Annotated in this window: 17 protein-coding genes and 4 tRNA genes; 13 read left to right on the top strand and 8 right to left on the bottom strand. The window is 69.6% G+C overall.

The features are described 5' to 3' along the window. The first annotated feature begins 80 nt into the window (after positions 1 to 80). Positions 81 to 578 carry a PH domain-containing protein gene (locus tag ACWGKQ_RS23105; protein ID WP_453293834.1) on the top strand — a complete coding sequence of 166 codons (498 nt, stop codon included), beginning with the start codon at positions 81 to 83 and terminating at the stop codon, positions 576 to 578. A gap of 37 nt (positions 579 to 615) precedes the next feature. Here the strand turns inward: ACWGKQ_RS23105 and ACWGKQ_RS23100 are convergent. The 5 genes from ACWGKQ_RS23100 to ACWGKQ_RS23080 form a co-directional block, all read right to left on the bottom strand. Next, positions 616 to 689 (bottom strand) — tRNA-Phe (locus ACWGKQ_RS23100). A 24-nt stretch (positions 690 to 713) separates the two neighbouring features. Continuing rightward, a tRNA-Asp gene (locus ACWGKQ_RS23095) sits at positions 714 to 788 on the bottom strand. A gap of 37 nt (positions 789 to 825) precedes the next feature. Further along, a tRNA-Glu gene (locus ACWGKQ_RS23090) sits at positions 826 to 898 on the bottom strand. 81 nt (positions 899 to 979) lie between these two features. Continuing rightward, positions 980 to 2,524 (bottom strand): metallophosphoesterase family protein, encoded by a 1,545-nt coding sequence (locus ACWGKQ_RS23085; protein WP_453293833.1) that lies wholly within the window; start codon positions 2,522 to 2,524, stop codon positions 980 to 982. Between the two features lie 74 nt (positions 2,525 to 2,598). After that, the gene (locus ACWGKQ_RS23080) at positions 2,599 to 2,949 is read right to left on the bottom strand and encodes a metallopeptidase family protein (protein ID WP_352361908.1); all 351 of its coding nucleotides are present in this window, start codon (positions 2,947 to 2,949) and stop codon (positions 2,599 to 2,601) included. A gap of 266 nt (positions 2,950 to 3,215) precedes the next feature. Between ACWGKQ_RS23080 and ACWGKQ_RS23075 the strand changes: the two genes are divergently transcribed. Next, complete coding sequence (locus tag ACWGKQ_RS23075; protein ID WP_453293832.1) at positions 3,216 to 4,145, top strand: TolB family protein; 930 nt, start codon at positions 3,216 to 3,218, stop codon at positions 4,143 to 4,145. Here the strand turns inward: ACWGKQ_RS23075 and ACWGKQ_RS23070 are convergent. Beyond that, on the bottom strand, positions 4,133 to 4,720 hold the full coding sequence (locus ACWGKQ_RS23070) for a hypothetical protein (protein WP_453293831.1): 588 nt from the start codon (positions 4,718 to 4,720) through the stop codon (positions 4,133 to 4,135). The two genes, ACWGKQ_RS23075 and ACWGKQ_RS23070, sit on opposite strands and share 13 nt — an antisense overlap. Positions 4,721 to 4,872: 152 nt before the next feature. Here ACWGKQ_RS23070 and ACWGKQ_RS23065 point away from each other — a divergent pair, with 152 nt between their 5' ends. From ACWGKQ_RS23065 to ACWGKQ_RS23040, 6 genes are all read left to right on the top strand, one after another. Continuing rightward, positions 4,873 to 5,397 carry a hypothetical protein gene (locus tag ACWGKQ_RS23065; RefSeq protein WP_453293830.1) on the top strand — a complete coding sequence of 175 codons (525 nt, stop codon included), beginning with the start codon at positions 4,873 to 4,875 and terminating at the stop codon, positions 5,395 to 5,397. A 452-nt stretch (positions 5,398 to 5,849) separates the two neighbouring features. After that, a complete protein-coding gene (locus tag ACWGKQ_RS23060) occupies positions 5,850 to 8,042 on the top strand; it encodes a DEAD/DEAH box helicase (protein ID WP_453293829.1) in 2,193 nt (730 codons plus the stop codon). A 301-nt stretch (positions 8,043 to 8,343) separates the two neighbouring features. After that, a complete protein-coding gene (locus ACWGKQ_RS23055) occupies positions 8,344 to 9,861 on the top strand; it encodes an amino acid permease (RefSeq protein WP_453293828.1) in 1,518 nt (505 codons plus the stop codon). 97 nt (positions 9,862 to 9,958) lie between these two features. Continuing rightward, positions 9,959 to 10,031: transfer RNA gene (locus tag ACWGKQ_RS23050), tRNA-Lys, on the top strand. 497 nt (positions 10,032 to 10,528) lie between these two features. After that, positions 10,529 to 10,837 (top strand): trypco2 family protein, encoded by a 309-nt coding sequence (locus tag ACWGKQ_RS23045; protein WP_453293827.1) that lies wholly within the window; start codon positions 10,529 to 10,531, stop codon positions 10,835 to 10,837. Positions 10,838 to 10,844: 7 nt separating this feature from the next. Beyond that, on the top strand, positions 10,845 to 15,803 hold the full coding sequence (locus tag ACWGKQ_RS23040; protein WP_453293826.1) for a trypsin-like peptidase domain-containing protein: 4,959 nt from the start codon (positions 10,845 to 10,847) through the stop codon (positions 15,801 to 15,803). A gap of 122 nt (positions 15,804 to 15,925) precedes the next feature. Here the strand turns inward: ACWGKQ_RS23040 and ACWGKQ_RS23035 are convergent, their stop codons facing one another. Both ACWGKQ_RS23035 and ACWGKQ_RS23030 read right to left on the bottom strand, forming a co-directional pair. Beyond that, complete coding sequence (locus ACWGKQ_RS23035; protein WP_453293825.1) at positions 15,926 to 17,458, bottom strand: site-specific integrase; 1,533 nt, start codon at positions 17,456 to 17,458, stop codon at positions 15,926 to 15,928. Further along, a complete protein-coding gene (locus ACWGKQ_RS23030) occupies positions 17,455 to 18,144 on the bottom strand; it encodes a helix-turn-helix domain-containing protein (RefSeq protein ID WP_453293824.1) in 690 nt (229 codons plus the stop codon). Before ACWGKQ_RS23030 ends, ACWGKQ_RS23035 begins: the two co-directional genes overlap by 4 nt. Before the next feature lie 94 nt (positions 18,145 to 18,238). On the opposite strand from ACWGKQ_RS23030, the gene ACWGKQ_RS23025 reads away from it, so the two are divergent. The 5 genes from ACWGKQ_RS23025 to ACWGKQ_RS23005 all read left to right on the top strand — a co-directional run bounded on the left by ACWGKQ_RS23025 (position 18,239) and on the right by ACWGKQ_RS23005 (position 24,001). Beyond that, positions 18,239 to 18,469, top strand: a complete 231-nt coding sequence (locus ACWGKQ_RS23025; RefSeq protein WP_453293823.1) for a hypothetical protein — start codon at positions 18,239 to 18,241, stop codon at positions 18,467 to 18,469. Positions 18,470 to 18,702: 233 nt separating this feature from the next. Next, the gene (locus ACWGKQ_RS23020) at positions 18,703 to 20,016 is read left to right on the top strand and encodes a DUF3631 domain-containing protein (protein ID WP_453293822.1); all 1,314 of its coding nucleotides are present in this window, start codon (positions 18,703 to 18,705) and stop codon (positions 20,014 to 20,016) included. A 431-nt stretch (positions 20,017 to 20,447) separates the two neighbouring features. Then, positions 20,448 to 21,374 (top strand): DUF2637 domain-containing protein, encoded by a 927-nt coding sequence (locus tag ACWGKQ_RS23015; RefSeq protein WP_453293821.1) that lies wholly within the window; start codon positions 20,448 to 20,450, stop codon positions 21,372 to 21,374. Positions 21,375 to 21,719: 345 nt separating this feature from the next. Continuing rightward, positions 21,720 to 22,289 (top strand): MobC family plasmid mobilization relaxosome protein, encoded by a 570-nt coding sequence (locus ACWGKQ_RS23010; RefSeq protein ID WP_453293820.1) that lies wholly within the window; start codon positions 21,720 to 21,722, stop codon positions 22,287 to 22,289. Continuing rightward, positions 22,286 to 24,001 (top strand): relaxase/mobilization nuclease domain-containing protein, encoded by a 1,716-nt coding sequence (locus ACWGKQ_RS23005; RefSeq protein ID WP_453293819.1) that lies wholly within the window; start codon positions 22,286 to 22,288, stop codon positions 23,999 to 24,001. Before ACWGKQ_RS23010 ends, ACWGKQ_RS23005 begins: the two co-directional genes overlap by 4 nt. Positions 24,002 to 24,018 lie beyond the last annotated feature (17 nt).

The raw sequence follows: 24,018 nt of genomic DNA, 5'->3' as shown, positions 1-24,018 counted from the left end.
GAACGCCATACTCCGCCCCGGTCTTGCTCAAGAGGCAGCCCGGCGGCGCGGGTTGGCAGGCCCCTGTGCAGACTGCACGGATGAACGAGACGGTCTTTCGGTATACGCGCAGGCAGCGCTTGGCGATGTGGGCGTTCGCGTTGGGGATGGCGGTCTGGGCCGGGGCGGTGAGTGTCCGTGCCGCCAGGTATCTGGCCGACGGCCAGACCGGTTCTGCCGTGGGCCTGTGGCTGATGTTCGGGCTGATACCGACCGTGCTGTTCGTGCCACTGGCGGGAATGCCGACGGGCTGGACTCGCATCGACGCGGAGGGCCTGCGCACCCGCGGGATGACCGGGCGCCGACGCGTGGCCTGGAGAGACATCGAGAGCATCCACGCGCTCTCGGGCCGTGGGCGCAACGGGAGCATCACCCAGATCGGAGTCACCCGGACCGACGGCACATCGTTCCTGCTGCCCATCCCCTTCTCCTCGGGGACGATCGCCGAGGATCCTGATTTCTACGAAAAGCTGGAGCTGATGCGCCGGGAGTGGAAGAAGCGCAGCGGTGCGGGCGGAGGTATGAGAGGCGAGGAATGAGAACAGCCCCTCCGGATCCCGGAGGGGCTGTCTGTTGTGGCTGGGGCCGGGGTCGAACCGGCGACCTATCGCTTTTCAGGCGATCGCTCGTACCAACTGAGCTACCCAGCCACGAGGTTTCACGTGAAACCTCAGCGGTCCTGACGGGATTTGAACCCGCGGCCTCCACCTTGACAGGGTGGCGAGCACTCCAAACTGCTCCACAGGACCAAGCTGTGCGTGCAACAGTGTTGCACACGATCTTGCGTGCCCCCAACGGGATTCGAACCCGTGCTACCGCCTTGAAAGGGCGGCGTCCTAGGCCGCTAGACGATGAGGGCTATCGGCCCGCCTGGGCGCTTCCTCAGCGCGTCGGGGACGTGAGAAGCATATGGGATGGCGGTGAGTATCGCCAAAACGGTTTACGGCGACGAGGGCGACGGTGTGCTGGTCGTGCCTCCTGAGGGTGACGGGCTCTGTGCGGGCGACGGGGTGGCGCCCGGTTGGTTCTCTTGGGGAAGGTGGCGGCTGACCTCGGCCGTCGTCTCGCCCAGACCGCCCAGTTTGATCTCGTCCCAGGCCTGGAGCCGGCGGCTGTCCCGGTCGAAGTAGAGGATCGAGGCCTCGATCGGGTCCGGGTACTTGCCCTCGACGGCCCGGAGTCCGCTGCCGCCCGTGGAGCCCTCCACACGGAGCCGGGTGCCGTGCGAGAGGAGCTCCGTCTGTTCGTGGTGGAGATGGCCCGCCAGGACCAGCGGCACCTCGCCGTCCGTCATCCGGGCCGCCGACGGCTCGTGGACGATCGCCACGTCCACCGGGGTGCCGGCCGCCCGCTGCTCCCGCAGGGCCGTGGCGAGGCGGTCCCCGGCCAGCTCCTCGGCCGCGTCGCCGCCGGGAACGGACGAGCGGTCGGGGGTGAACTGGGGGTCGCCGATCCCGGCGAAGCGCAGCCCCGCGATCGTCTCGGCGTGGCCGTCGTCCAGGACGTGCACGTTCTTCATGCGGGAGAGATAGCGCTGGGTGATGCGGGAGTCATGGTTGCCCCGGACCCAGACGTACGGCACGCCCAGGTCGGCGACCGGGTCCAGGAAGCCGTTCTCGGCCGCCGTGCCGTGGTCCATGGTGTCGCCGGAGTCGACGATCACGTTCACCTTGTACTGCTCCACCAGCGAGGCGATGATCTTCCAGCTCGCCGGGTTCAGATGGATGTCGGAGACGTGCAGGACGCGCAGGGTGGCCGGGTCCGGGGAGTAGGCGGGGAGCGTGGACGTGACGTCGTAGAGCTTCGTCACGTTCGTCACCAGGCGGGCCAGTTCCTTCTGGTAGACGTCGAACTCGGTGACGATGCTGCGCGCGTTGCCGACCAGGGCCGGGGCGGAGGAGAGCAGGCCGGAGAACCTCGGCTCCAGGACCGACTCGGGGTTCCAGGTGGCGTACGCGGTCGCGCCGGACGAGGCGAGCAGGCCGAGGGCGAGGCCGCCGGCGGCCAGGGCGCGGCGCGGGCGGCGGTAGACCGCCAGGCCGAGGGCGGTGGCGCCGGTGACGACCGCCACGCAGGAGCGTACGGCCAGGTCGAGGGTGCCGTGCTCGACGTCGTGGGCGACCTCGTCCTGGAGCCCGGAGAGGCGCTCGGGGTGGTCGACCAGGGCCTGGGAGCGGACCGGGTCGAGCTGGTCGACATTGACGTCGAGGCGGACGGGGCCGGTGTGGGTGTCCAGGTAGAGGGCGCCCAGCGGAGAGACGTTGATCTTCGTGCCGCCGCTGAGGGACGGGCGCAGCGTCATCGTGGTGTCCATCGGGCCGACCTGGGCGCGGACGTTCCCGACGATCAGCAGGCCGAGCCAGGCGCCGACGAGCACGACGGCGGCCAGGCCGAGGACGCGGCTCCAGACGGGCGGCTCATGTGCCTCGGGGGCGAGTTCCAGGGCGGGCAGGCGGGCTCGGGGTCGGGCGCGGACGCGGGCCATTGGTGCCGTATGCCCAGGATTGCTGGCTCATATGCGGCGGTTCGCACCGCTCGACGGTTCGGGGCCGGGGCGGGTCAGCCCCAGCCCAGTTCGTGGAGGCGGGCGTCTCCGATGCCGAAGTGGTGCGCCACCTCGTGGACGACGGTCACGGCGACTTCGTGGACCACGTCCTCCGGTGTCTCGCAGTACCGCAGGGTCGGCCCCATGTAGATCGTGATGCGGTCGGGGAGGACCCCGGCGTACCACTCCCCGCGCTCGGTGAGCGGTGTCCCCTCGTACAGGCCCAGCAGCTCCGGGTCGTCGGCGGACGGCTCGTCCTCGACGAACACGGCCACGTTGTCCATGACCCGCGTCAGCTCCGGCGGGATCCGGTCCAGGGCCTCGCTCACCAGTTCTTCGAACCCGTCGCGTGTCATCTCCAGCACAGGGCCATTGTCAGGGACGAACACGCGGAACGGGGGTTTCCGGTCCCTATTGCACGCCTGTGACAGTGCACGCACAGCTCTGTCATCCCCCGTGGGAAGACTTCTGCCATCACGAAGGGGCGGCACGGGCCGCGGGGACCGGATCAGCTCCGGAGACGGCAGGCAACTCCCCGCGACGACCACCTGTCGCGGTCCCCTTCGTCCTGGTCGTCCATCGTCATTCATCTTGGTCATTCATGCTGGTCATGCACCCTGGGGGGAACCCGATGTCCGCACGTTACCGTCGTCGCACCGCAGCAGTGGCCGCCACCGGTGTCGCCGCGCTGCTGGCCCTGGCCGGCGTGTCCGCCACCGCGACGGCCGCTCCCGCCGCCAAGGCGGTGACCGTGCCCCGGGGGCTGACCATCAGCGACGGCACCCGGCACGTCCTCGTCGGCGGCAAGTCGATCGACTTCGGTACCGTCGTCCGCGACCTGGCCTGGAACCCGAGCGGCAGCAAGGCCGCCTTCGTCGACGGCCACGGCAACCTCGTCGTCTCCGACCCCGACGGCAGCCACCGCGTCACCGTCGCCGCCAACCCGGGCAACCAGACCTGGTCCCACCCGACCTGGCAGGTCGCCGCAGCCGACAGGACGAACGGCATCCCCGCGAAGAACAACATCATCTTCGCCGCCAAGATCAACGGCAGCACCGTGCTGGAGCGCGTCAAGGCCACCAGCAACCACGGCAAGCCGGCCAAGATCAGCCTGTACAGCGACGACCCGGAGCAGGGCGCGCTCCCGCAGACCAACAACGCCTGGCCGAACGTCGGCGGGTCCTACGGCACGGCCGTCTACGAGAACACCCACAACGGCGAGGTCTACATCCGGGACGACTACCTGCGCCAGCAGGGCGGTGCGCTGACCAAGGGGTCCGAGCCCGCGCTCTCCCCCGACTCGGAGGAGGTCGTCTTCGTCCGCTCGGTCGGCGGCCACGACCACCTCTTCGTCGACGACCTGACCGCCGGCACCAACGCCGTCAAGGACATCACCCCGCACGCCACCACCGACTACACCGAGCCCACCTGGTCGCCCAACGGCAAGACCATCGCCTTCCGGACCCCGAACGGCACCTACACCGTCACCAAGTCCGGCCACGGCTTCGGCAAGCCGGTCAAGGTCTCCACGCACAAGGGACTGGCCGCCTACCGCGGCTGACCGCCGCCCAGGCGGCCGCCGGAGCGGGCGAGTTCGGCCCGTAGCGCCGCCAGGTGCTCGTCGGCCGTGTCGTGCGGCAGGAACTCGGCCACGTCGAGGAAACGGAACAGGACCTGGGACTTGGTGACGGCGAACTCGTAGTCGGCGAACCCCACCACGGCACCCAGCTTCCCTCGTACAGCACCCCGGACGACATGCGCGGTCATGTCGTCCGGGGTTTCCGCGCTCGTGCCCCGCCGGGCGTTGGGACGGGCCAGGTACGGGCAGACCATCGAGGCGTAGAGCATGCACGCGCGGTGCCCGGGAGCCTCCAGCGTCGGCGACAGGTTGCGGTACGGCCGCCCGGCGGCCAGCGCGTCGCGGATCGCGGCACTCTCCGCGGCGCCGACCACCCGCCACACCGGGCCCTTCGGCATCAGGGTGTTGCAGACGGAACACAGCCTGTTCCGTGCGCACTCCGCGCTGCGCTCGTAGTCGGTGAGTGCGAACTGGGGAGCGTCGCCCTCCCACGGGGTGATGGCGGGCACGGGGTAGCCGCGGCTGTCACGAGGTCTGGCCTCGACGCTCGCCGGCATGGGAACGGAGTCGAATCGCACACTCCATGGTGAACCACCCGCCCACGCCTCCGCGACGGCCGGGGACGGTTCGGTCCGGGGGTGCGTGTCCTCTTGTGGGCGGCGGGAGTTGGGCAGGTTGACTTCTTTCTCCGCCCCCGGAGGTGGCCGCCGTGCGCCCCTTGTACGTACCCGTCCGTCTGGCCGTCACGGTGATGGTGGCCGCGGCCGCCGCCGGCTGTGTGAGCGTGGGCGACGACGCGGGGAAGGCCAAGCCGTCGCACTCCGCGGGGCACCGGGACGGTGAGGTGGCCGAGGGCGGGTCCGGGGTGTCCGGCGAGGGCGGGGCGGGATACGGCGGGACGGCGGCCGACGGGAAGCGCGGACACGGGGAGAGGGCGAAGCCGGGGGAGTCGGCGTCGGCGTCCGCGAAGCCGACGAAGGGGTCGAGCGCGGCCCCGGCCGGGCCGGCGAAGCCGGGGCAGAGCGTGCCGCCCGGGGTGCCGGCCGGGCCGACGGGAGCCCCGACGACGGACCCGCCGCCCGCGGCCTCGCCCACCCCGCCGCCGGCCTCGCCCACCCCGCCGCCTCCGGCGACGGACCCGCCGTCGGCCGAGCCGTCCTCGTCGGCCCACGAGGACACGGGACCCCAGCTGGTCCAACGGGAGCCGGCACCGGAGGCGGGGACGCCGGCGTAGGGGGTGCGGGGGCCTCGGCACCGCAGGGATGCACCGCGGGGGCTGAGCACCGCCGCGGCGGCAGAGACTCTCGGGCGGCGGGCGAAGCCGGGGTGGTGGTCGATTGTGGGTGCGGGAAGAAGATGGGTGGGGTCGGGTGTTGGGGGTGTCTGTATGGCAGCGCGTCCGGTCTGTGCGATCTGTGTGATCTGCGAGTCGACGGATTGGCGTGAGCGTCTCTGGGGTCGTGGGTGAAACCGCTGTGAGCTGCGAGGTTGAGCTCGGTTTGCCTTCGAGGGTGTTGGGTGCGTATGGTGGTAGATCGTTTGATCCCATTTGCCCGGCGCCACAGCAGAGCGCGCCGTGTGGCGCGTACTCTCCCTTGCCGTGGCGGACCGCATTGAGGCGGTCGTGAGCGAATCACGGAGTTGACGGGCGCGTGCCGAAGAGACTCCGGAAGGTTTCGCATTCGCATGTCCGTGTCCAGTAATGACCAGATCGTTGTGCCCGAGAACATCCAGGACGACGAACTGGTGACCCAGGTCTCCGAGGAGACCGCTGACACCACCGACACCACCCCCCAGACCACCTTCGCCGACCTCGGCCTCCCCGAGGGCGTCGTGCGCAAGCTCGCGCAGAACGGCGTGACGAGCCCCTTCCCGATCCAGGCCGCGACCATCCCGGACGCCCTGCTCGGCAAGGACATCCTCGGCCGGGGCCGCACCGGCTCCGGCAAGACCCTCTCCTTCGGTCTGCCCACCCTGGCCACCCTGGCCGGCGGCCACACCGAGAAGAAGCGGCCGCGTGCCGTCATCCTCACCCCGACGCGCGAGCTGGCGATGCAGGTCGCCGACGCGCTCCAGCCCTACGGCGACGTCCTCGGCCTGAAGATGAAGGTCGTCTGCGGCGGTACCTCGATGGGCAACCAGATCTACGCCCTGGAGCGCGGTGTCGACATCCTCGTCGCCACCCCGGGCCGCCTGCGCGACATCATCAACCGCGGCGCCTGCTCCCTGGAGGACGTGCAGATCGCGGTCCTCGACGAGGCCGACCAGATGTCCGACCTGGGCTTCCTCCCCGAGGTCACCGAGCTGCTCGACCAGATCCCGGCCGGCGGCCAGCGGATGCTCTTCTCCGCCACGATGGAGAACGAGATCCAGACCCTCGTCGAGCGCTACCTGAACAACCCCGTCTCCCACGAGGTGGACGCGGCCCAGGGCGCGGTCACGACCATGTCCCACCACATCCTCATCGTGAAGCCCAAGGACAAGGCGCCGGTCACCGCCGCGATCGCCTCCCGCAAGGGCCGCACGATCATCTTCGTCCGCACCCAGCTGGGCGCCGACCGCGTCGCCGAGCAGCTGCGCGACTCCGGCGTGAAGGCCGACGCGCTGCACGGCGGCATGACGCAGGGCGCGCGGACGCGGACCCTGGCCGACTTCAAGGACGGGTACGTCAACGTCCTCGTCGCCACCGACGTCGCCGCCCGCGGTATCCACGTCGACGGCATCGACCTGGTCCTGAACGTCGACCCCGCCGGCGACCACAAGGACTACCTGCACCGCGCGGGCCGTACCGCTCGCGCCGGCCGCACCGGCACGGTCGTCTCGCTCTCCCTCCCGCACCAGCGCCGGCAGATCTTCCGGCTGATGGAGGACGCGGGCGTCGACGCCGGCCGTCACATCATCAACTCCGGTACGGCCTTCGAGCCGGAGGTCGCCGACATCACCGGCGCCCGTTCCATGACCGAGGTGCAGGCCGAGTCCGCGGGCAACGCGGCGCAGCAGGCCGAGCGCGAGGTCACCCAGCTCACCAAGGAGCTGGAGCGGGCCCAGCGCCGGGCCGCCGAGCTGCGCGAGGAGGCCGACCGCCTGGTCGCCCGAGCCGCCCGCGAGCGTGGCGAGGACCCGGCGGAGGCGGTGGCCGAGGCCGCCGCCGTGGCCCAGGCCGAGACCGAGGCCGAGGTGGCGGAGCAGTCGGCCGCCGAGGCGCCGGCCCGTCAGGAGTCCTCCTCGTACGAGCGTCCGCGCCAGCAGCGCGACGAGCGGGGCAACTACGAGCGCCGTGACCGCCGTGACGAGCGTCCGTCCGGTGGCTTCCGCCGCGACGACCGCCGTGACGGTGACCGTGGTGGCCGTTCCTTCGAGCGTCGTGACGACCGTCCGTCGGGCGGTTTCCGCCGCGACGACCGGCGTGACGGCGGCGACCGCGGCGGCTTCCGCCGTGACGACCGTCCGTCGGGCGGCTTCCGCCGTGACGACCGCGGTACCCGTTCCTTCGACCGCCGTGACGAGCGTCCGTCCGGTGGCTTCCGCCGCGACGACCGCCGCGACGACCGCCGCGACGGTGACCGCGGTGCCCGTTCCTTCGACCGTCGTGACGAGCGCCGGCCGTTCGACCGTGACCGTGACGACCGCGGCGGCCGCTCCTTCGAGCGTCGTGACGACCGTTCCTCCGGTGGCTTCCGCCGTGACGACCGTCCGTCCGGCCACCGGGGCAGCGACCGTCCGTTCAACCGCGACCGCCGTGACGACCGTCCGGGCTTCCGCAGTGGCGGCCACAGCGGCCACGACCGTCCGGTCGGCCGCCGTGACGACCACCGCGGCTCGTCCTCCGGCTCCTTCGGCCGCCGCGACGACAAGCCGCGCTGGAAGCGCAACGGCTGACACCGAGTGAGCTGAGGAAGGGCCCGTACGACGCGTTCGTACGGGCCCTTCGCATGTAAAGGTCGCCGGCGGCCGGGGACCGACGTACCAGGCGGTCGTCGGCGTCGGCGGCATCGCCGGGGACGGGAAGAACGACCTGGTCGTACGGGGCACCGCGGGACGCCTTCACCGCCATGGCGGCAAGGGCAATGGTTCCTTCGGCGGGCCGGTGCCGATCGGGGGCGGACGGCGGGGTTTCAAGGGGCTTTTCTGGCCAAGTTGTGATGCATGTCACGCCTCAGGCGAGGGAATCGCTGGGGGCATGACAGATGACGCGACAGGCACGCCGCTCTCCGACGAGGAACGGCTGGCCCAGCTCGGCTACACCCAGGTCCTGGCCCGCCGTATGTCGGCCTTCTCGAACTACGCGGTCTCCTTCACGATCATCTCGGTCCTCTCCGGCTGTCTCACCCTCTACCTCTTCGGCATGATCACCGGCGGCCCGGCCGTGATCACCTGGGGCTGGATGGCCGTAGGCCTGATGACCCTCTTCGTAGGCCTTTCGATGGCCGAGATCTGTTCGGCGTACCCCACCTCCGCCGGCCTCTACTTCTGGGCCCACCGGCTGGCCCCGCCCCGCAGCGCGGCCGCCTGGGCGTGGTTCACGGGCTGGTTCAACGTGCTGGGCCAGGTCGCGGTGACGGCGGGCATCGACTTCGGCGCCGCGTCCTTCCTGGGGGCCTATCTGAACCTCCAGTTCGACTTCAAGGTCACCCCCGGCCGCACCATCCTCCTCTTCGCGGCGATCCTGGTCCTGCACGGCCTTCTCAACACCTTCGGCGTCCGTATCGTCGCCATCCTCAACAGCGTCAGCGTGTGGTGGCACGCGATCGGCGTCCTGGTGATCGTCGGTGCGCTGACCTTCGTCCCCGACCACCACCAGTCGACGTCCTTCGTCTTCACCAAGTTCGTGAACGAGACGGGCTGGAGCAGCGGCCCCTACGTCGTCCTCCTGGGCCTCCTGATGGCCCAGTACACCTTCACGGGGTACGACGCCTCGGCCCACATGACGGAGGAGACCCACGACGCGGCGACAGCGGGCCCGAAGGGCATCGTCCGCTCGATCTGGACCTCCTGGATAGCCGGCTTCGTCCTCCTCCTCGGCTTCACGTTCGCCATCCAGTCGTACGACAAGGAGCTGGCGTCCCCGACGGGCGCGCCGCCGGCCCAGATCCTCCTGGACGCGCTCGGCGCCACGACCGGCAAGCTCCTGCTCCTCGTCGTGATCGGTGCCCAGCTCTTCTGCGGAATGGCCTCGGTGACGGCCAACAGCCGCATGATCTACGCCTTCTCCCGCGACGGCGCGCTGCCCTTCTCCCGTGTCTGGCACACGGTCAGCCCCCGCACCCGCACTCCCGTGGCCGCGGTCTGGCTGGCGGCCCTCGCGGCGCTCGCGCTGGGCCTCCCGTACCTGATCAACTACACGGCCTACGCCGCCGTGACCTCGATCGCGGTGATCGGCCTGTACGTGGCCTACGTCATCCCGACGCTGCTGCGGGTACGGAAGGGCGACGCGTTCGAGCGAGGGCCCTGGCACCTGGGCCGCTGGTCGCTGGTCATAGGCGTGATCTCGGTGGCGTGGGTGGTGGTCATCACCGTTCTCTTCATGCTCCCGCAGGTCTCCCCGGTCACCTGGAAGTCCTTCAACTACGCCCCGGTCGCCGTGCTGGCCGTCCTCGGCTTCGCCGCGATCTGGTGGCAGGCATCGGCCCGCCACTGGTTCCTCAACCCGGACCGGACGGCACGCCCCGAGGACACCGCCAAACTGGTCGATCTCTGACCGACCGCCCCACTTCTGCCACACGACGCGGCCACGACCCGATACCCGATCGGCGAGACGCCTCCGTCCGGCTATGCTCGGGGAGGCAACATCGCCTGGGCCGTTAGCTCAATTGGCAGAGCAGTGGACTTTTAATCCATTGGTTGTGGGTTCGAGTCCCACACGGCCTACCGGATGCGGGCGGGGGAGATGACCCCTGACCTGCTGTGCAGCGCCTGAGCCGACTTCGGTCGGGTCGGGCGCTGCTTCGTTTGCGGGCCTGTGCGTGAGCGATGCGTGAGCGGATGTGCCCGTGACGGCAGCCCCCTCGGTGGTGGTGGGGAGACGGTGCCGGGGAACAGAGCCGACGGGAAGACGTCGTCCCGGGCGTATGCCCTCACGGGGACGATGAACTTGGTGGGGCCCGCCGCTACAACGCGTCGAACGTGTCCGGAACATCATCTTCACGCATCGCGGCCTGGAGATCAGCGCCGATCGGACCTTATAGATGTCACCGAAGTAGGCGCTTTGGAAAGGCCGCCGCCCAGGCTCGGGACCGCCCTCAGACCTGCCAGCGTCCTTCCGGGCCAGGCACGTTCGGCCTCGGTCTCATCCCCGGCAGGCCGACTCTGCTTGGGCTGGTCGCCACTATGCTTTGCGGCAGTGGCGCGGTAGCGAGGAGCAGAGCGTGATCGAACTGTCTGAGATGATCCGGCAGTTGCGGCAGGAGCTGAACACCGCGATGGCGGACGGCGCGGCTGGTCCGGTCCGGTTTGAGCTTGGCCCGGTGGAGGTCGAGACGAGCGTGGCGGTGGACCGTGAGGCCGGGGCGGGAGGGAAGGTCCGATTCTGGGTCGTCGAGGCGAACGCGGGCGGCAAAATCGCCACGTCGGAGACGCACCGGATCAGTCTTACTCTGCAGCCGAAGCTGGTGGCGCCGGACGGGACACAGCGGGCTGTCCTGATCGCGGGGGATGAGGCCGACGGCGAACGCTGACCGCGACATGGTGGGCATGGCCGGGCTGCGAGCCGAACGCGTGGCGGAGATTCTCGTTACTCTGCCGGATGGTCGGGGCCGCCGTGGTTCCGGCTACCTCGTATCGGCCGACAAGGTCTTGACCGCAGCTCACGTCGTCGCAGACGCGACCGGTATCCGAGTCCGCTTCGACGCCGACCAGCCCGGCGAGCGGACAGCCGAAGCAACGGTGGAATGGGCACATCTGGCGATCGACACCGCCGTCCTCACTCTCCCGGGCACCGACAGGGACACAGGGCATCTCACGCCCTCCATCTTCGCCCGGGTCGACGAGCGCGACGTCGAACTGCACTGCAGCGCCACCGGATTCCCGCGTTTCAAACTCCGTAATGACGAAGACGGCACGCTCTACCGGGACTCCGAACACATCAACGCCACCTGCGCGGCGCTCTCCAACCGACGCGAAGGCACTCTCGACCTGACCGTCACCCCACCCGCCGCGTCCCCGGACCCGCAGACCTCCCCTTGGGAAGGAATGTCGGGTGCTGCCGTGTTCAGCAGCGGCAGAATCATCGGCATCATCGGCAAACACCACCTCGCCGACGGCCCCGGCCGCCTCGCCGCGCACAGAGTCGACCGCTGGGCCAGACAGCTCTCCGCACACGAGCTCGGACAGCTGGAGGCGACGCTGGGATGCAGCCTGGCCCCGGAAGACCTGCCGGACGTAGCCCCGCCATCCAGCCCCGCCTGGAAGATCCTTGACCGGTATGCCGGGATGCTGCGTGACCACACCCGCCCACGCCTAACCGACGTGCACAGTCACCTTGAACTCGATCGCAGTAGCGCCCGCCATAACCTGGTGCAGAGACTCACCGAAGCCGCCTCCGGCCCCAGCACGCTGGTCATCCTCGGTGAGCCGGACGTCGGCAAGTCCGCGCTCACCTTGCGCGCAGTGGAGGACCTGAGGCAGGCCGATGCCACTGTGGCATGCGTTGACCTGCGGGACCTGCCTTCCTCCGTGACCGCCGTGGAATCCGAACTCGGCGCACCCCTGAGTGAAGTCCTGCAAGAGGCGGAAGCCATCCCGGTTCGGCTGCTGGTCATCGACGGCGCGGAAGCAGTGCTGGAAGGCCGCGGGCCACTGCTAAAGGACCTGGCGGCTGCCGCTCTGCGAGCTGGATTCGGGGTGGCCGCGGTAACCCGGACCGACGCGGCACGGGCGGTGTCAGACACCCTGCGACACGCTGCCGACACCTTAGAACTGGCCCTTTCCGACTCGCGGCCCGCCGAGCACGAGGTACCGCGGCTTACTGATGCCGAGACAGAGGAACTGACCCAGACGTTCCCCGCCGTGGCTCGCTTCGGGCAACAGCCTCGCGCGGCCTGGCTGCTGGGTCGGCCGGGACTGGTCGATCTGCTGCTGCGGTCCGATGCCGCGCAGGAGCTGCCTGATGGCGCACTCTCGGAGGCGGACGTATTCGCCGCGCTCTGGAGCCGGCTAGTCCGCCGCGGCGAAGACGCACCTGCGGGCGGTCCATCGCCCGATGACAGGGAGCAGGCGATGGTCGCTCTCGCCCGCCGACGTCTGCTGCCCGACTCCGCGCCTCTTGCGGCACCGGATCCGGCGGCCCTGCCATCCCTACGCTCGGACGGGCTCCTGCTCCCCGCTGGCCCGCACCGTGCATGGAGGCCCGCCGACGATTTCGCCAGCGACCTCGTCCGTGACCTTGCGGTCGCCCATCTCCTGCTCACTGATGGCTGGGAGCTGCTGGAAGCCGCTGGCACCCCGCGGTGGACACTGCGCGCAGTGCGCTTGGCCTGCCAGGCGACACTCGCCGATGCCGGTTCGGACAGCGAGCCGGCGCGACACCGGCTCCAACAGGTCTTCGACGCCCTCGCGGTCGACCACGGTGACCGGTGGGGCGAACTTCCCTTCGAGGCACTGCTCACCCTCGGCTCGGCTGCCGAGGCCCTGGCCGCCGCCTGGCCCGCCCTCACCGAAGAGCCCGCGGACCGCCTGGCCCTGCTGCTCCGCCTCGCCCTGGACGGGCACAGCCGCCACGGAGTCGGTGACCCGGTGATCCTGGCGCCCCTCGTGGAACTCACGTACGGCACTGGCCTCTACCCGGGCAACGGGGACGGCCCCTACACATCGCCCGGTATCGCTTCCTTGGTACGGAAGATGGTGCTGGCCTGGCTCCGCGGCCTGGCCGCCGCAAACGCCGAGGCACTTCCGCTTCGCCAGCAGGTCCGCGATGTGCTGCTGGATGCCGAACCGGCACAATACGACGAGTTCGCCGTCGAGGCGATCGCGATGCTCGGTGCGGACCTGGACGCCCGAGCGGAAGGCTTCCTGCACGCCCTCGCCGAAGACGGCGGCGGCTTCTTGGCACCCGCCGTTGAGTCGGAGCATGTCGCACGGTCGATGTCGCGTACCCGCTCGGAACTGCTGCTGTCGCTTACCGAGGCGTACTACATCGAAACGCCTCGCGCCGGAGACCCCTGGTACTCCCAGTACGACCCCCTGGACGAGGGAGTACGCGGACACACCCGGAGGTCCGGGGCCTTCGGACCGACGGCGAGGTGGGACTTCGGCCCGTTCTTCCCTCTCCTCGCCGTGAAGCCGACCGAGACTCTCCAGATGATCCACCGTCTACTGGACCACGCTGCCGCGACGCGTGTCGGGCGCCCTGCCTCCCTCTCGACCGGCTATGAGCAACGGGGGCCGGAGGGACTGGAACTCGATCTCCCCGGAACCGGTCGTCGACTGTGCGTCGGAGATGAGCACGTATGGTCCTGGTACCGCGGCACCAGCATCGGCCCGTACCCGTGCATGAGCGCGCTCCTCGCTGTCGAAATGTTCGCCGATCATCTGATCGAGACGTTCGGTCTGCCGATGAGCAAGGTCACTGGGCTGCTGCTGCGCGGCTGCGGGAACCTGGCCATGCCCGGTCTCGTCGTCGGCCTGCTGGTACGTCACCTGGAGCGTGCTGGCACGGAGCTGGACTGCTGGCTGAGCCGACCGGAAATCTGGCACTTGGAGACCCTCCGCGCAGTGGCCGAGAACAACCTTCACGTCCAAGGCCCAGACTCAGCCGATGTCACAGGCCGTGACAGACGCCGCTTGAGTTTCCTCGAAGTGTCCACACACGTGACGGTCACGGCCCTTCTCAACGGAAACCAGGAGCGTCTTACCGTCCTCCACGGGCTTGGGGACGAACTGCTGCGCCACGCCGGTGACGAGGTGTTCGGGGAGCAGATCGGCGCTGAGAGCAGCACCCTTGCGATGATCAAAGGGTGGGCGGGCCGACTGCAGGCACACAATTATCATTTCGTCGAACTGGGCGACGGCCGTAACGGGCTGCACTACGAACCGCCCCCCGATGTTGTCGCAGGACTCGCCGCCGAGAATGCAGAACTCGCACGAGGCCAGCAAGCGACCCGGCTGTTGATGACGTACGCCATCAACGAAGACAGGTCAGCTCCGCTCGACACCCTCGCCCCAGATCTGGAACTGGCCCAGACGCTCGCCGCCAATCCGCCCGCGCAGGGGTCGTTGTACCCCATGGACCCCATGGTGGGAACCGCTACAGCCGCCATGGTCGCGCATGCCGACGGACACATCGACCTTGCCGAGGATGTCATCGACTGGGCCGCCAAACTGGTGCTCGACGCCGCCCTGCACCCGCACGAGGACGCGTACGCTGCCATGTCGAGCCTGTATCCCATGGGCGCCGACCGCTCAGCCGCGATCGCTGTGCCGCTCCTGCTGTTGCCCGCCTTCGCCACGGCACGCATCGAATCCAATGCCCTCGAACAGGCCCTGACCCGCTGCGCAACCAGCCTGTTCGACGAGGTGCGATCTGCTCTCCCGCTGGGTCTGGCCCGCGTCTGGAGGGCCCCCTGCGACACCCGCCCACATCAAGGCAGGCGATGGCTACCACGGCTCCGCTTCTGGCCGACACTGCGCGGTAACGGCTCTGTCCGCAGCCGCTGCCGGCACCAGATAGCTTGGGATGCGGTCGAGGCCGGGCTGCGCGAGTGCCGGATCGGCCCGTGGGACCCAGATCTGCAGCAGCGCGCTATCGAACCGCTCACTGGCCCGCTCCCTCGCGCACTGCGAGCAGCGACGGCCGACCAGCTTCTGGTCAACCGGCTCGCCGGACCGATCACCGCCGCCGCTGATGCTGTGCGCGCGCAGTGCTGCATCGCCCCGCGCGCGCAGCGGCTTCTCGACGCGCTCTGGGACGCGCACCGCGCAGGCGCAGTCCGCTGGGCAGCCAAAGGGTATGACGCCGCCACATTCACCAAATGCCGTCGCCAGATCGCCCGGGTACTTCTCACTCTGGCTGGCGACGGGACCTGCGATCCTCTCAACGAGCATCTCCAGGCATTTACCACCCAGGCCCGGGCCCTGGCCGAGCTACTTACCGATCTTTCGCTGCTGTACACCTACGACACCAGCCTGCGCCGTACTCTGCCGCGAGTCTGGCCATCCGTGATGCAAACGGTCCTCGACACGATTGGTGTTGGCGTCGCCCCCCGCACTGACAGCCACTGGGATAGCGAGGCCGTTGCTGGCCTCATCCCTCGCCCGCAGCCGGACATCACAGACAACGACCCCGCTGCCAGCCTGGCCGCAGCAGGCCGCGACTGGATCAGCCCTGAATCCCTCTCTCCTCTCATCGCTCGGTGGATACCCACCGCCCGAGGCACCCCCGAGACCGTCGACGCACTTCTTGGCCTGATCGAGACGGCCCAACCGCCTTGGCAAGCCACCATCGGATTGCAATGGATCAACGAACTGATCGACGGGCAGTACGCCGTCATCGCCTCACGCTCCTGGGGACTCCCGCAGTGGTTGGAGACCCTGCACGCCTTGCCGAGTCTTCCCCCCGTGAGCAGAGCGACTCTCCAGCGCATTACCGACGGTCTCGCCACCCACGGCGACAATCGCGCAGTACGACTGCAACGCCTCGAAGAATGATGCGACGCCGCGCTGCTCCGCCCCGGACTCGATGAATGCGGGCCTACACCGCCAACGGAGCGGACGGCCGGTGTCTCTCGTAGCTGCTGGGCAACCGAGTCAGAACCAACTGGCGTTTTCAGTCACTCCGTGGCAGACGAATCGGTGGCTGTCGGACGCGACCGAGGGATTAGTTTCGCTGCCTTCTCCGCGATTTCACGGTCCAGCTCAGGGAGCAGGCTCGTGTACGTGTCCGAGGTCAGCGTGATGGTGGAGTGCCGGAGGGTCTCCTTCACCGCGTGTATGTCACCGCCGCCTCCGTGCGTGAGCGTCGCGGCGACGTGGCGTAGGTCCCGCAGGGTGATGGGCGGCAGATCGGTTGTGGCGAGGATGCGGCGGAAGGTCTCGGAGACCGTCCCCGGGTGGAGCCACGAGCCGTCTTCCTTCGTGAAGACCTTGCCGGTGTCCTGCCAGGCGTCGCCCCACTGCACGCGCTCCTTCTCTTGGCGGGCTTTGTGGTCGCGCAGTTCGGAGATGGTCGTGCTGTCGAGTGCGATCGTGTTGGCGCTGCCGTCCGTCTTGGGCTCGGATTCGTAGGGGTCCCAGCCGTCCACCACGATCTCCTTCGCAGGGGTGATGAGTCCGGCGTCGAGGTCGATCTCGTGCCAGTCCTGGCCGACCGCCTCGCCGCGACGGAGGCCGCGGGTACCCATGAGGTGGAAGATCGCGTACAGCCGGTCGTTCTCGGCCGCGTCGAGGAAGGCGCCGAATTGCTGAGGGGTCCACACCATCACGGGGCCGGGGACCTCACCCGTCTCGCGCCAGCGCCGGACTCGTTCATCGGTCCAGAGAAGCGGCTTCGGGCGCTTGCCGGACTCCAACTCGACGTGGGACGCCGGGTTGAAGGTGATGAGCTGCTGGGCGATTGCGGAGTTGAGGGCGGCACGTAGTGTGCGGCGGACCGCCTGACGGGACGCCGGGCCGGTGATCTTCCGGAACGGCTTCATCTCCGCCAGCTTGGCCCGCTCGGCCGCGAGCAACTTCCGCTCGGCTCCTACGGGGCGGCCGGGCTTGCTCGGCTTGCAGCGGGCGATCTGCTCGCGGCGTGCCTCGTTCTCGGCCGCGATGACCTCATTGTCGTCGGCTATCCCGTCGAACATCTCCACCAAGTGGCCGACGCTGAGGCGGTCGAGGCGTACGTGGCCGATGCGCGGCTTCAGGTGGACGCGGATGTGGGAGGCGTAGCCGTTGAGCGTGGTCTTGCGGCGCTTCTTCGCGGCGAACCACTGGTCGAGCCACTCGCCGACGGCGAGGCTGCCACGGAGGGCCAGGCCGGCCCTCAGACGGCGTCGGGTCTCCTCGATGGCCGGGAGCGGGGCCTTCTCGACCGCGACCTCCTCCAGCATGTCCACGAGGCGCTGAAGGCTGTCCGGGTCGTCCTTCTCCGCGAGGGTGAGCAAGGAGCGGATGTGGTCGAGGTCGGCCTGCGCGTCCTTGAGGGATTCGTAGCCGGCGCGGCTGAAGGAGCGGCGGGTGCCGTCTTCGCGGGGCGGGAGTTCCTGACGTATGGAGTACGAGCCGTGCTTGCGGCTGGAGAGCTTGGGGCACTTCTTGCCGAGCGGTTTGCCGGTGTGAGGGTCGCGGCAGTAGCAGCGGCGGTGGGTGGAACCCTTCAAAGATCGTTCTCCTCGGTGGTGTCGGTATCGGGCGGGTCGACGTCGTCGAGCTGCGAGGGCAGGTGGGGTGGGGTACCACCGGCTTCGCGGATGGCGTCGCGGTGGCGGCGCAGTTCGTGCTTGGCGTTGGCGGCCTGGTCGGTGTACCGGGCCAGGGCGCGCTCGGCCGCTTCCCGTTGGACGCGGTTGGGCGCGGTCTTCACCTTCCAGCGTTCGTAGTCCTCGCTCTCCACGGCGGCCAGGGCCGCGCGGAGTTCGAGGTCGTGGGCGAGGAAGTGGTCGAGCATGTGGTCGGTGGCGTCTGCAGCCGGCGAGTTGCCGGTGAACCACTGCACGGCGTCCCAGGCCGGTTGCGGGTCTTCGTAGGGGAGTTGGCGGACTTCGTCGACGTAGCCGACGGGGTAGATCAGGCTGATCGGGGATATGCGCAGGGCCTTGGCGAGGACCATGACCTCGACCAGGGGCAGGACGGCGCGGCGGCCGGACTCCATGTTGGCGATCACGTTGCGGGGGATCGGGTAGCCGACCTCCTCGCACCTGTCGGCCAGATCCTGTGCGCTCCACCGCAGTTCCTTCCGCCGTCTGCGGACCTCGCCGGCCACGGTGGCCATCACGTGGTCCTCCCATTCGAGGTCGTCGACCTCGCTGTCTTCCTCATATCCATGGTCGGAACGGCGTTGTGTCATGAAGACACATTAACTTGCCTAGCGTTGATTCCATGGCCTGGAGACGAGCGCGATCGCCGTGTTCGCCGAGGGCTCAGTCATGGATGGAGCGCGTATGCGCGAGAACGCACCCGTCGGCCGCGTGAAGGGCATGAGCCGCGAGGAGCTGCTTGAGCTTCCCGCTGCCGTTGACCTGGATACCGGCAACCGGGCGCTTGGGCTTGGACGGAGCAAGGGGTACGAGTTGGCGAAGCGCGGCCAGTACCCGTGCAAGGTGCTGCGGCTGGGCAACGCCTACCGGGTGGTGACCGCCGACCTGTTGGCACTGCTGGGCCTGGCCGCGTGAGAGCGGGGAGCCATAGCAGACCATTCTGCGCTGAGCTGACACAGAAACGCTGGACTGTTGCCGGGCGTGGACGTACGGTCCGTGTTCCCTCGCGATGGCCTGACGCTCGTGAGAAAGGGGTGGGCCCCCGGCGGTGCAACGCCGGAGGCCCGAGCAACCCCGAACGGCCCTGGAAGAACCAACCCGGCGGCAAGGGCGTGCGAGCCCGCCACCGCCAGACGAGGAGCTGCCGAGTGCAACCCGAGAACCCCGAACCCTATTCCGCCCCCGCGCAGGCCATCTGGCCCGCAGCGGCCATCCCCGGCCGACCCGGCGCCCACCTGCGCGCCACGCAGGCTGACGACGCCGATCCGCGGCCCAGCGGTGATGCGGACGCCCGCAGCACCGACGAGGCGAAGACGCCGAGTGGCCTGGAAGCGATACCCGATGCGGAGACGACCCACGGCTCCAAGCTGCTGGGCGAACTGCGTGCGCAGATCGCCCAGTTCGTGATCCCGCCCTCGCAGGAGGCCCTCGACGCGATCACCTTGTGGGTGGTGGCGACGCACCTGCAGTCCGCATGGCAGCACGCCCCACGCCTGGCGGTAGTGGGCCCCGCGAAGCGATGCGGCAAGTCGCGTCTCCTCGACGTGCTGACCGAGACGGTCCACGAACCGATGCTCACCATCAACACCACACCGGCGGCCATCTTCCGCTCGATCACCGAGGAGAACCCGCCCACACTCCTGGTGGACGAGGCCGACACCATCTTCGGCACACCGAAGATGGCCGAGAAGAACGAGGAGATGCGCGGCCTGCTCAACGCCGGCCACCAGCGCAACCGGTACGTCACCCGGGTCGTCGGCAACGACCACACCCCGCACCGCTTCGCCACCTTCGCCATGGCGGCCATCGCGGGGATCGGAGACCTGCCCGACACAGTCATGGACCGGGCGATAGTGATCCGCATGCGGCGCCGGGCCGAGGGCGAGAAGGTCAAGCCCTTCCGGTCGCGGCGTGACATCCCGACCCTGCATGAGCTGCGCGACCGCATCGCCGAGTGGGCCAAGCCGCTGCTGGACGAGGCCGCGGGCCTGGAGCCGGACATGCCGGTCGAGGACCGTGCCGCGGACACATGGGAACCCCTCGTCATCGTCGCCGAGCTGGCAGGCGGGCACTGGCCTCGGCTGGCGCGGGTCGTCTGTGCTCGGATGGTCGCAGCCGAAGCGGCGGCCGAGGAGGACCACCCGAGCGGTGCGCGGATTCTCGCCGACATCCGCCGGGTCTTCTATGCCCACCGCGAGGTGGACAGCCTGTCCACCGAGGAACTCCTCCACCACCTGCGCCAGGACCCCGAGGCCCCGTGGGCGGAGTGGGGACGCGGCGGGCTGACCGCCCGCGAGCTGAGCAGGATGCTCCGCGAGTTCGAGATCAAGCCTGGCAACGTGCGCATGGCCGACCGGACCCAGCGCAAGGGGTACATGCGCAACAAATTCCTCGATGCCTGGCGCCGGTACTGCCCCGCCGTCCACCCCGTCGACGCCGACACCACTCACGGCAAGGACTGAGGCCCGCCCCCGGTTGCCGTACTTGCCGTCCCTGCCGTGATCTCGCAGGTCACACCGCCTTAAGGCAAGACGGCAGCCGGGGCCAAGACGGGAACGCGATCATCAATCGCGCCCTGCCGCCAAGACGCCGCCCGTATCCGTCTTGCGCCGTCCGCCGCCGTCCTGCCGTATCGCCGCAGGTCGCAGCCCTGCCCACCGGGACGGTAGACGCAACGCCACCGTCCCGACCGGGTGCACGGCCACACCGACACCGGGCCCGCCAGGACATCCCGCGCTTGTTCCTTCTCGGAACAGGACGTCGGCAGCGCCTGCCAGGACGGAGGGCCGAGGCGGTTGCCGTACCCGCTGTGACCTGCGCCTGCAACGGCCAAGACGCCAAAGACGCACACCACGCGACTACCCCAGGAGTACCCCGCTTGAGGATCCCTCTCGTGTCCCGTCGCCGAGACCATCCGCCGCTGAACGACCAGCCCGGTCAGGAGCAGCCGACGAAGACGAAGCTGGCTGCGGAGCAGTACGTGCTCCGTATGGCCGGCATCGTCATCGTGGCTCTTACCGCAGGTGCGTTCTGGCTCTCCTATGCACACCTGGCCGAGGTCGCCGCCCAGCACGGACTCCGCGACTCGCCGGCCCGCCGATGGGCGTGGCCCGCGACGCTGGACGCGTTCATCGTCGCGGGCGAGCTGCTCATGCTCCGTGCGGGCCTACGCCGTGTCACCGACCGATGGGCCATTGGCGTCACTGCCATCGGGTCCTTCGGCTCCATCGGGCTCAACGTGGCTGGGGTGACCGGCACTCGCGACGTCGGCAGTGTCCCGTTGCTCGACTACGTGGTCGCCGCGGTTCCCCCGGCCGCCGCGATGGTGGCCTTCGGCGTGCTGATGCGGCAGATCCACGAACTCGTGGCGCAGCCTGTTGTCGACCATTCGGCCCCCGATGCAGCGCAGGTGCCGGAACCACCGGCCACCACATCCGTCCACCTCACCGAGCCGTCGACCACCGCAGTCGGCCAGTCCGGCGAGGCTCCGGTCGACTACGTCCGGCCTGCCGGTCTGCTGGTTGAGCCCGGCCAGATCACTGAGCTGCCGGCGGCCGTATCCGTCCAGTCGCCGGAATCGCCCGCCGATGCCGCAGCGGGCAAGTTGCGCGGCGGCCGTCCGCCCGGCGCGCCACTCCAGGTACTCGTGGAGATCGGCCGGGCTGCTGCCGCTGAGCAGGGCAAGCTCACCCGGGCCGTTGTCCGGACGGCGGTTGAGGACAAAGGGCTGACGGTCGGCAGTAAGCGGCTGACCGAGGTGATGGACATCCTCCGGGCCGAACTCGAAGCCGCAGCCGAGACCGATCGGGCCGACGGCTGACCGGAACCGCCGCCGGGTGACCGGAACCCTTCCGGACACCCGGCTCGCCGGTCACCGCCCGGCGCAACGCGCGATCGTCCACACCTGTGGACGAGGCGGCAGCCGTCCGAACTCCATCTGATCTCCGCGGTGCCCAGCGTGACCTCCCCACCCCTCTCCGGAGAACCGTCCATGACGCACGACCCGCTCCACCCCGAGAACGCCCCCGACGAGCTGCCGCCGCTGACGCAGTCCCCTACGCTGACGGACCGTTGGCGCCGCGCGTTCGGACGACCTACCCCGGGCGGAGCCAGTAGTACCCCGAGTCCGACTCAAGGCCGGACTTCGGGGATCTCCGCCCCGGGGGTGGCGGAGACGGCCCAGCGCCAGGGGGCGCCAGGCCAGGACGTTGAGGCCGAGGGCGGCTCCGACGAGGACACGCTCCACACCGTCCAGCGCGAGACTCTGCGCCCCGTACGCGCCACCGACACCGCTGAGAGCGTCGGCGGTGAGCCTGTCGTGAAAAGCGTCGAGCCCACGATCCGCCGCTTCACCGGCACCAAGCGCCTCGTCCGCGTCGGCCCCTTGCGCTTCACCGGCGACGAACACACCCAGCTCCGGGAGGCAGCCGCCCAGCACGGCTACAAGGGCGACTCCGGCTTCGCTGCCGACATCGTCCTCGCCTTCATCACCGGCCGGTTCACCGCCAACCTGCCCCTGTCCGAGGACCGCCGCCGCACCCACGTCTTCCGCGCCCAGGTCCTGCGCCAGCTCAACCGGATCGGCGTGAACGTCAACCAGATCGCCCGCGCCCTCAACAGCGACCACACCCCACCCGACATCCGCCAGCGCCTGACCGAACTCCACGACCTGCTGGAGCTGATCGCCGAGGCCCTGCGCCAGCACGCCGACCCGGAGACAGAGGCATCCGCGTGATCGCCGCCATCAAACCGGCCGGATGCAACACCCGCGGCCTGCTCGCCTACCTCTACGGCCCCGGCGACCATGACGAACACCTCGACCCGCACATTGTTGCGGGGTTCGCCATGCTCGGCATGCCCGACCCCGGCCGCGACGAGAACGCCACCCTCACCGAACTCGCCCGCTACCTCGACGAGCCCGTCCGGCTGCGCAACAGCGAGTTCGGCAAGAAGGTCACCGACCACGTGTGGCACTGCCCTGTGCGTGCCGCTCCCGAGGACCGCTACCTCTCTGACACCGAGTGGGGCGAGATCGCCCAGCGCATCGTCCAGTCCGCCGGGATCGCCCCCGCGGGTGACGACCTGGCCTGCCGCTGGATCGCCGTACGTCACGCGGATGACCACATCCACATCCTGGCCACCACCGTCCGCGAAGACGGCCGCCGCTCCAAACTCCACGACAGCGGCATCCGGGTCGGCGACGCCTGCCGCGAGATCGAGAAGGACTACGGGCTGCGCCGCCTAAAGAAGGGCGACCGCGCAGGCGCCCGCCGCCCCACTCAGGCCGAGATGCACAAGGCACAGCGCCTCGGCTGGGAGCAGCCCAGCCCCGAGTGGCTCCAGGACCGCATCCGCGCAGCCATCCCGCACGCAACCAATGCCGAGGAATTCATCGCCTACCTCGAAGCCAGTGGCGTGGAGGTCCAGGTCCGGCGCGGTCCGTCAGGCGACCTCCTCGGTTACGTGGTCGGCCGCCCCAGCGATGTCAACGAGGCCGGCGAGCAGATCTACTACCCCGGAAGCAAGATCTCCCCGGACCTCTCCCTGCCCAAGATCAAGGCCCGCCTCGAATCCAGTCGGCCCGAAGAACACCCCACCGCCCGCCGCGACCACCCAAGCACCCCGTGGCACCAGGCCGCCGACGCCATCGACACCCTCCACGCCGACCTCGCCGACGACGCACACGCCCAAGCTCACATCACCGCCCTCGGTGAACTCCTCGAAGCCACCGCCCAGAACGCACCCGCCAACCTGCGCACCGAACTCCAAGCCGCCGCCAAGGCATTCGCCCGAGCCCAGCGTTCCCAAATCCGGGCGGAAGACCGCGCCGCCCACGCGCTGCGCAGCGCGGCCCGCGACATCGTCCACACCGCCACCGGCCCCGACGGCAGCGCGCTCGCCGCCCTGGTCGCAGCCCTCGTCTGGGCTGCCATCGTCGCCAGGCGCTGGCACGAAGCGAAGAACCACGCCCACCAGGCCGACGCCGCCCGCCAGGCCGTCCAGCACCTCCAGGCAGCCGCTGACCGCGCCCTCGCCCCGACGCTCGCCGACCTCGCAGCCCGGCCGCCCGGGGAGGAAGCCCGCCGCGTTCTCGTGAACGACGTACGAGCAGCCGTCCCCGACCACGCCGAGCGCATCCTCACCGACCCGGTATGGCCAGCGCTCGCCACCGTCCTCGCCGACGCCGAAGCCCGCGGCCACCAGCCCCACCAGCTCCTCAAGGAAGCCGCTGCTCAGCGCGAGCTGACCACCGCCCGCCAGCCGGCCCGTGTGCTCATCACCCGCATTCAGCACGCTGGCCGAAATCCGGCACCCAACCGCCGCGCCGAAGCCGCCCGCCGACGCTCCACCATCGCAGGCCCGGTTGCCATCCAACAGAGCAGTAACCCCCAGTCCTCAGTGGTGGCGACGCCACCTGCCGATCAGCAGCACCGCCTTCGCCGGTAGGCACCAGACGCTTCATT

This window comes from Streptomyces sp. NPDC054770 (genome assembly GCF_053611985.1).
The sequence above is the reverse complement of the archived record's forward strand: the minus strand, read 5'-3'. Positions and strand labels throughout refer to the sequence as shown.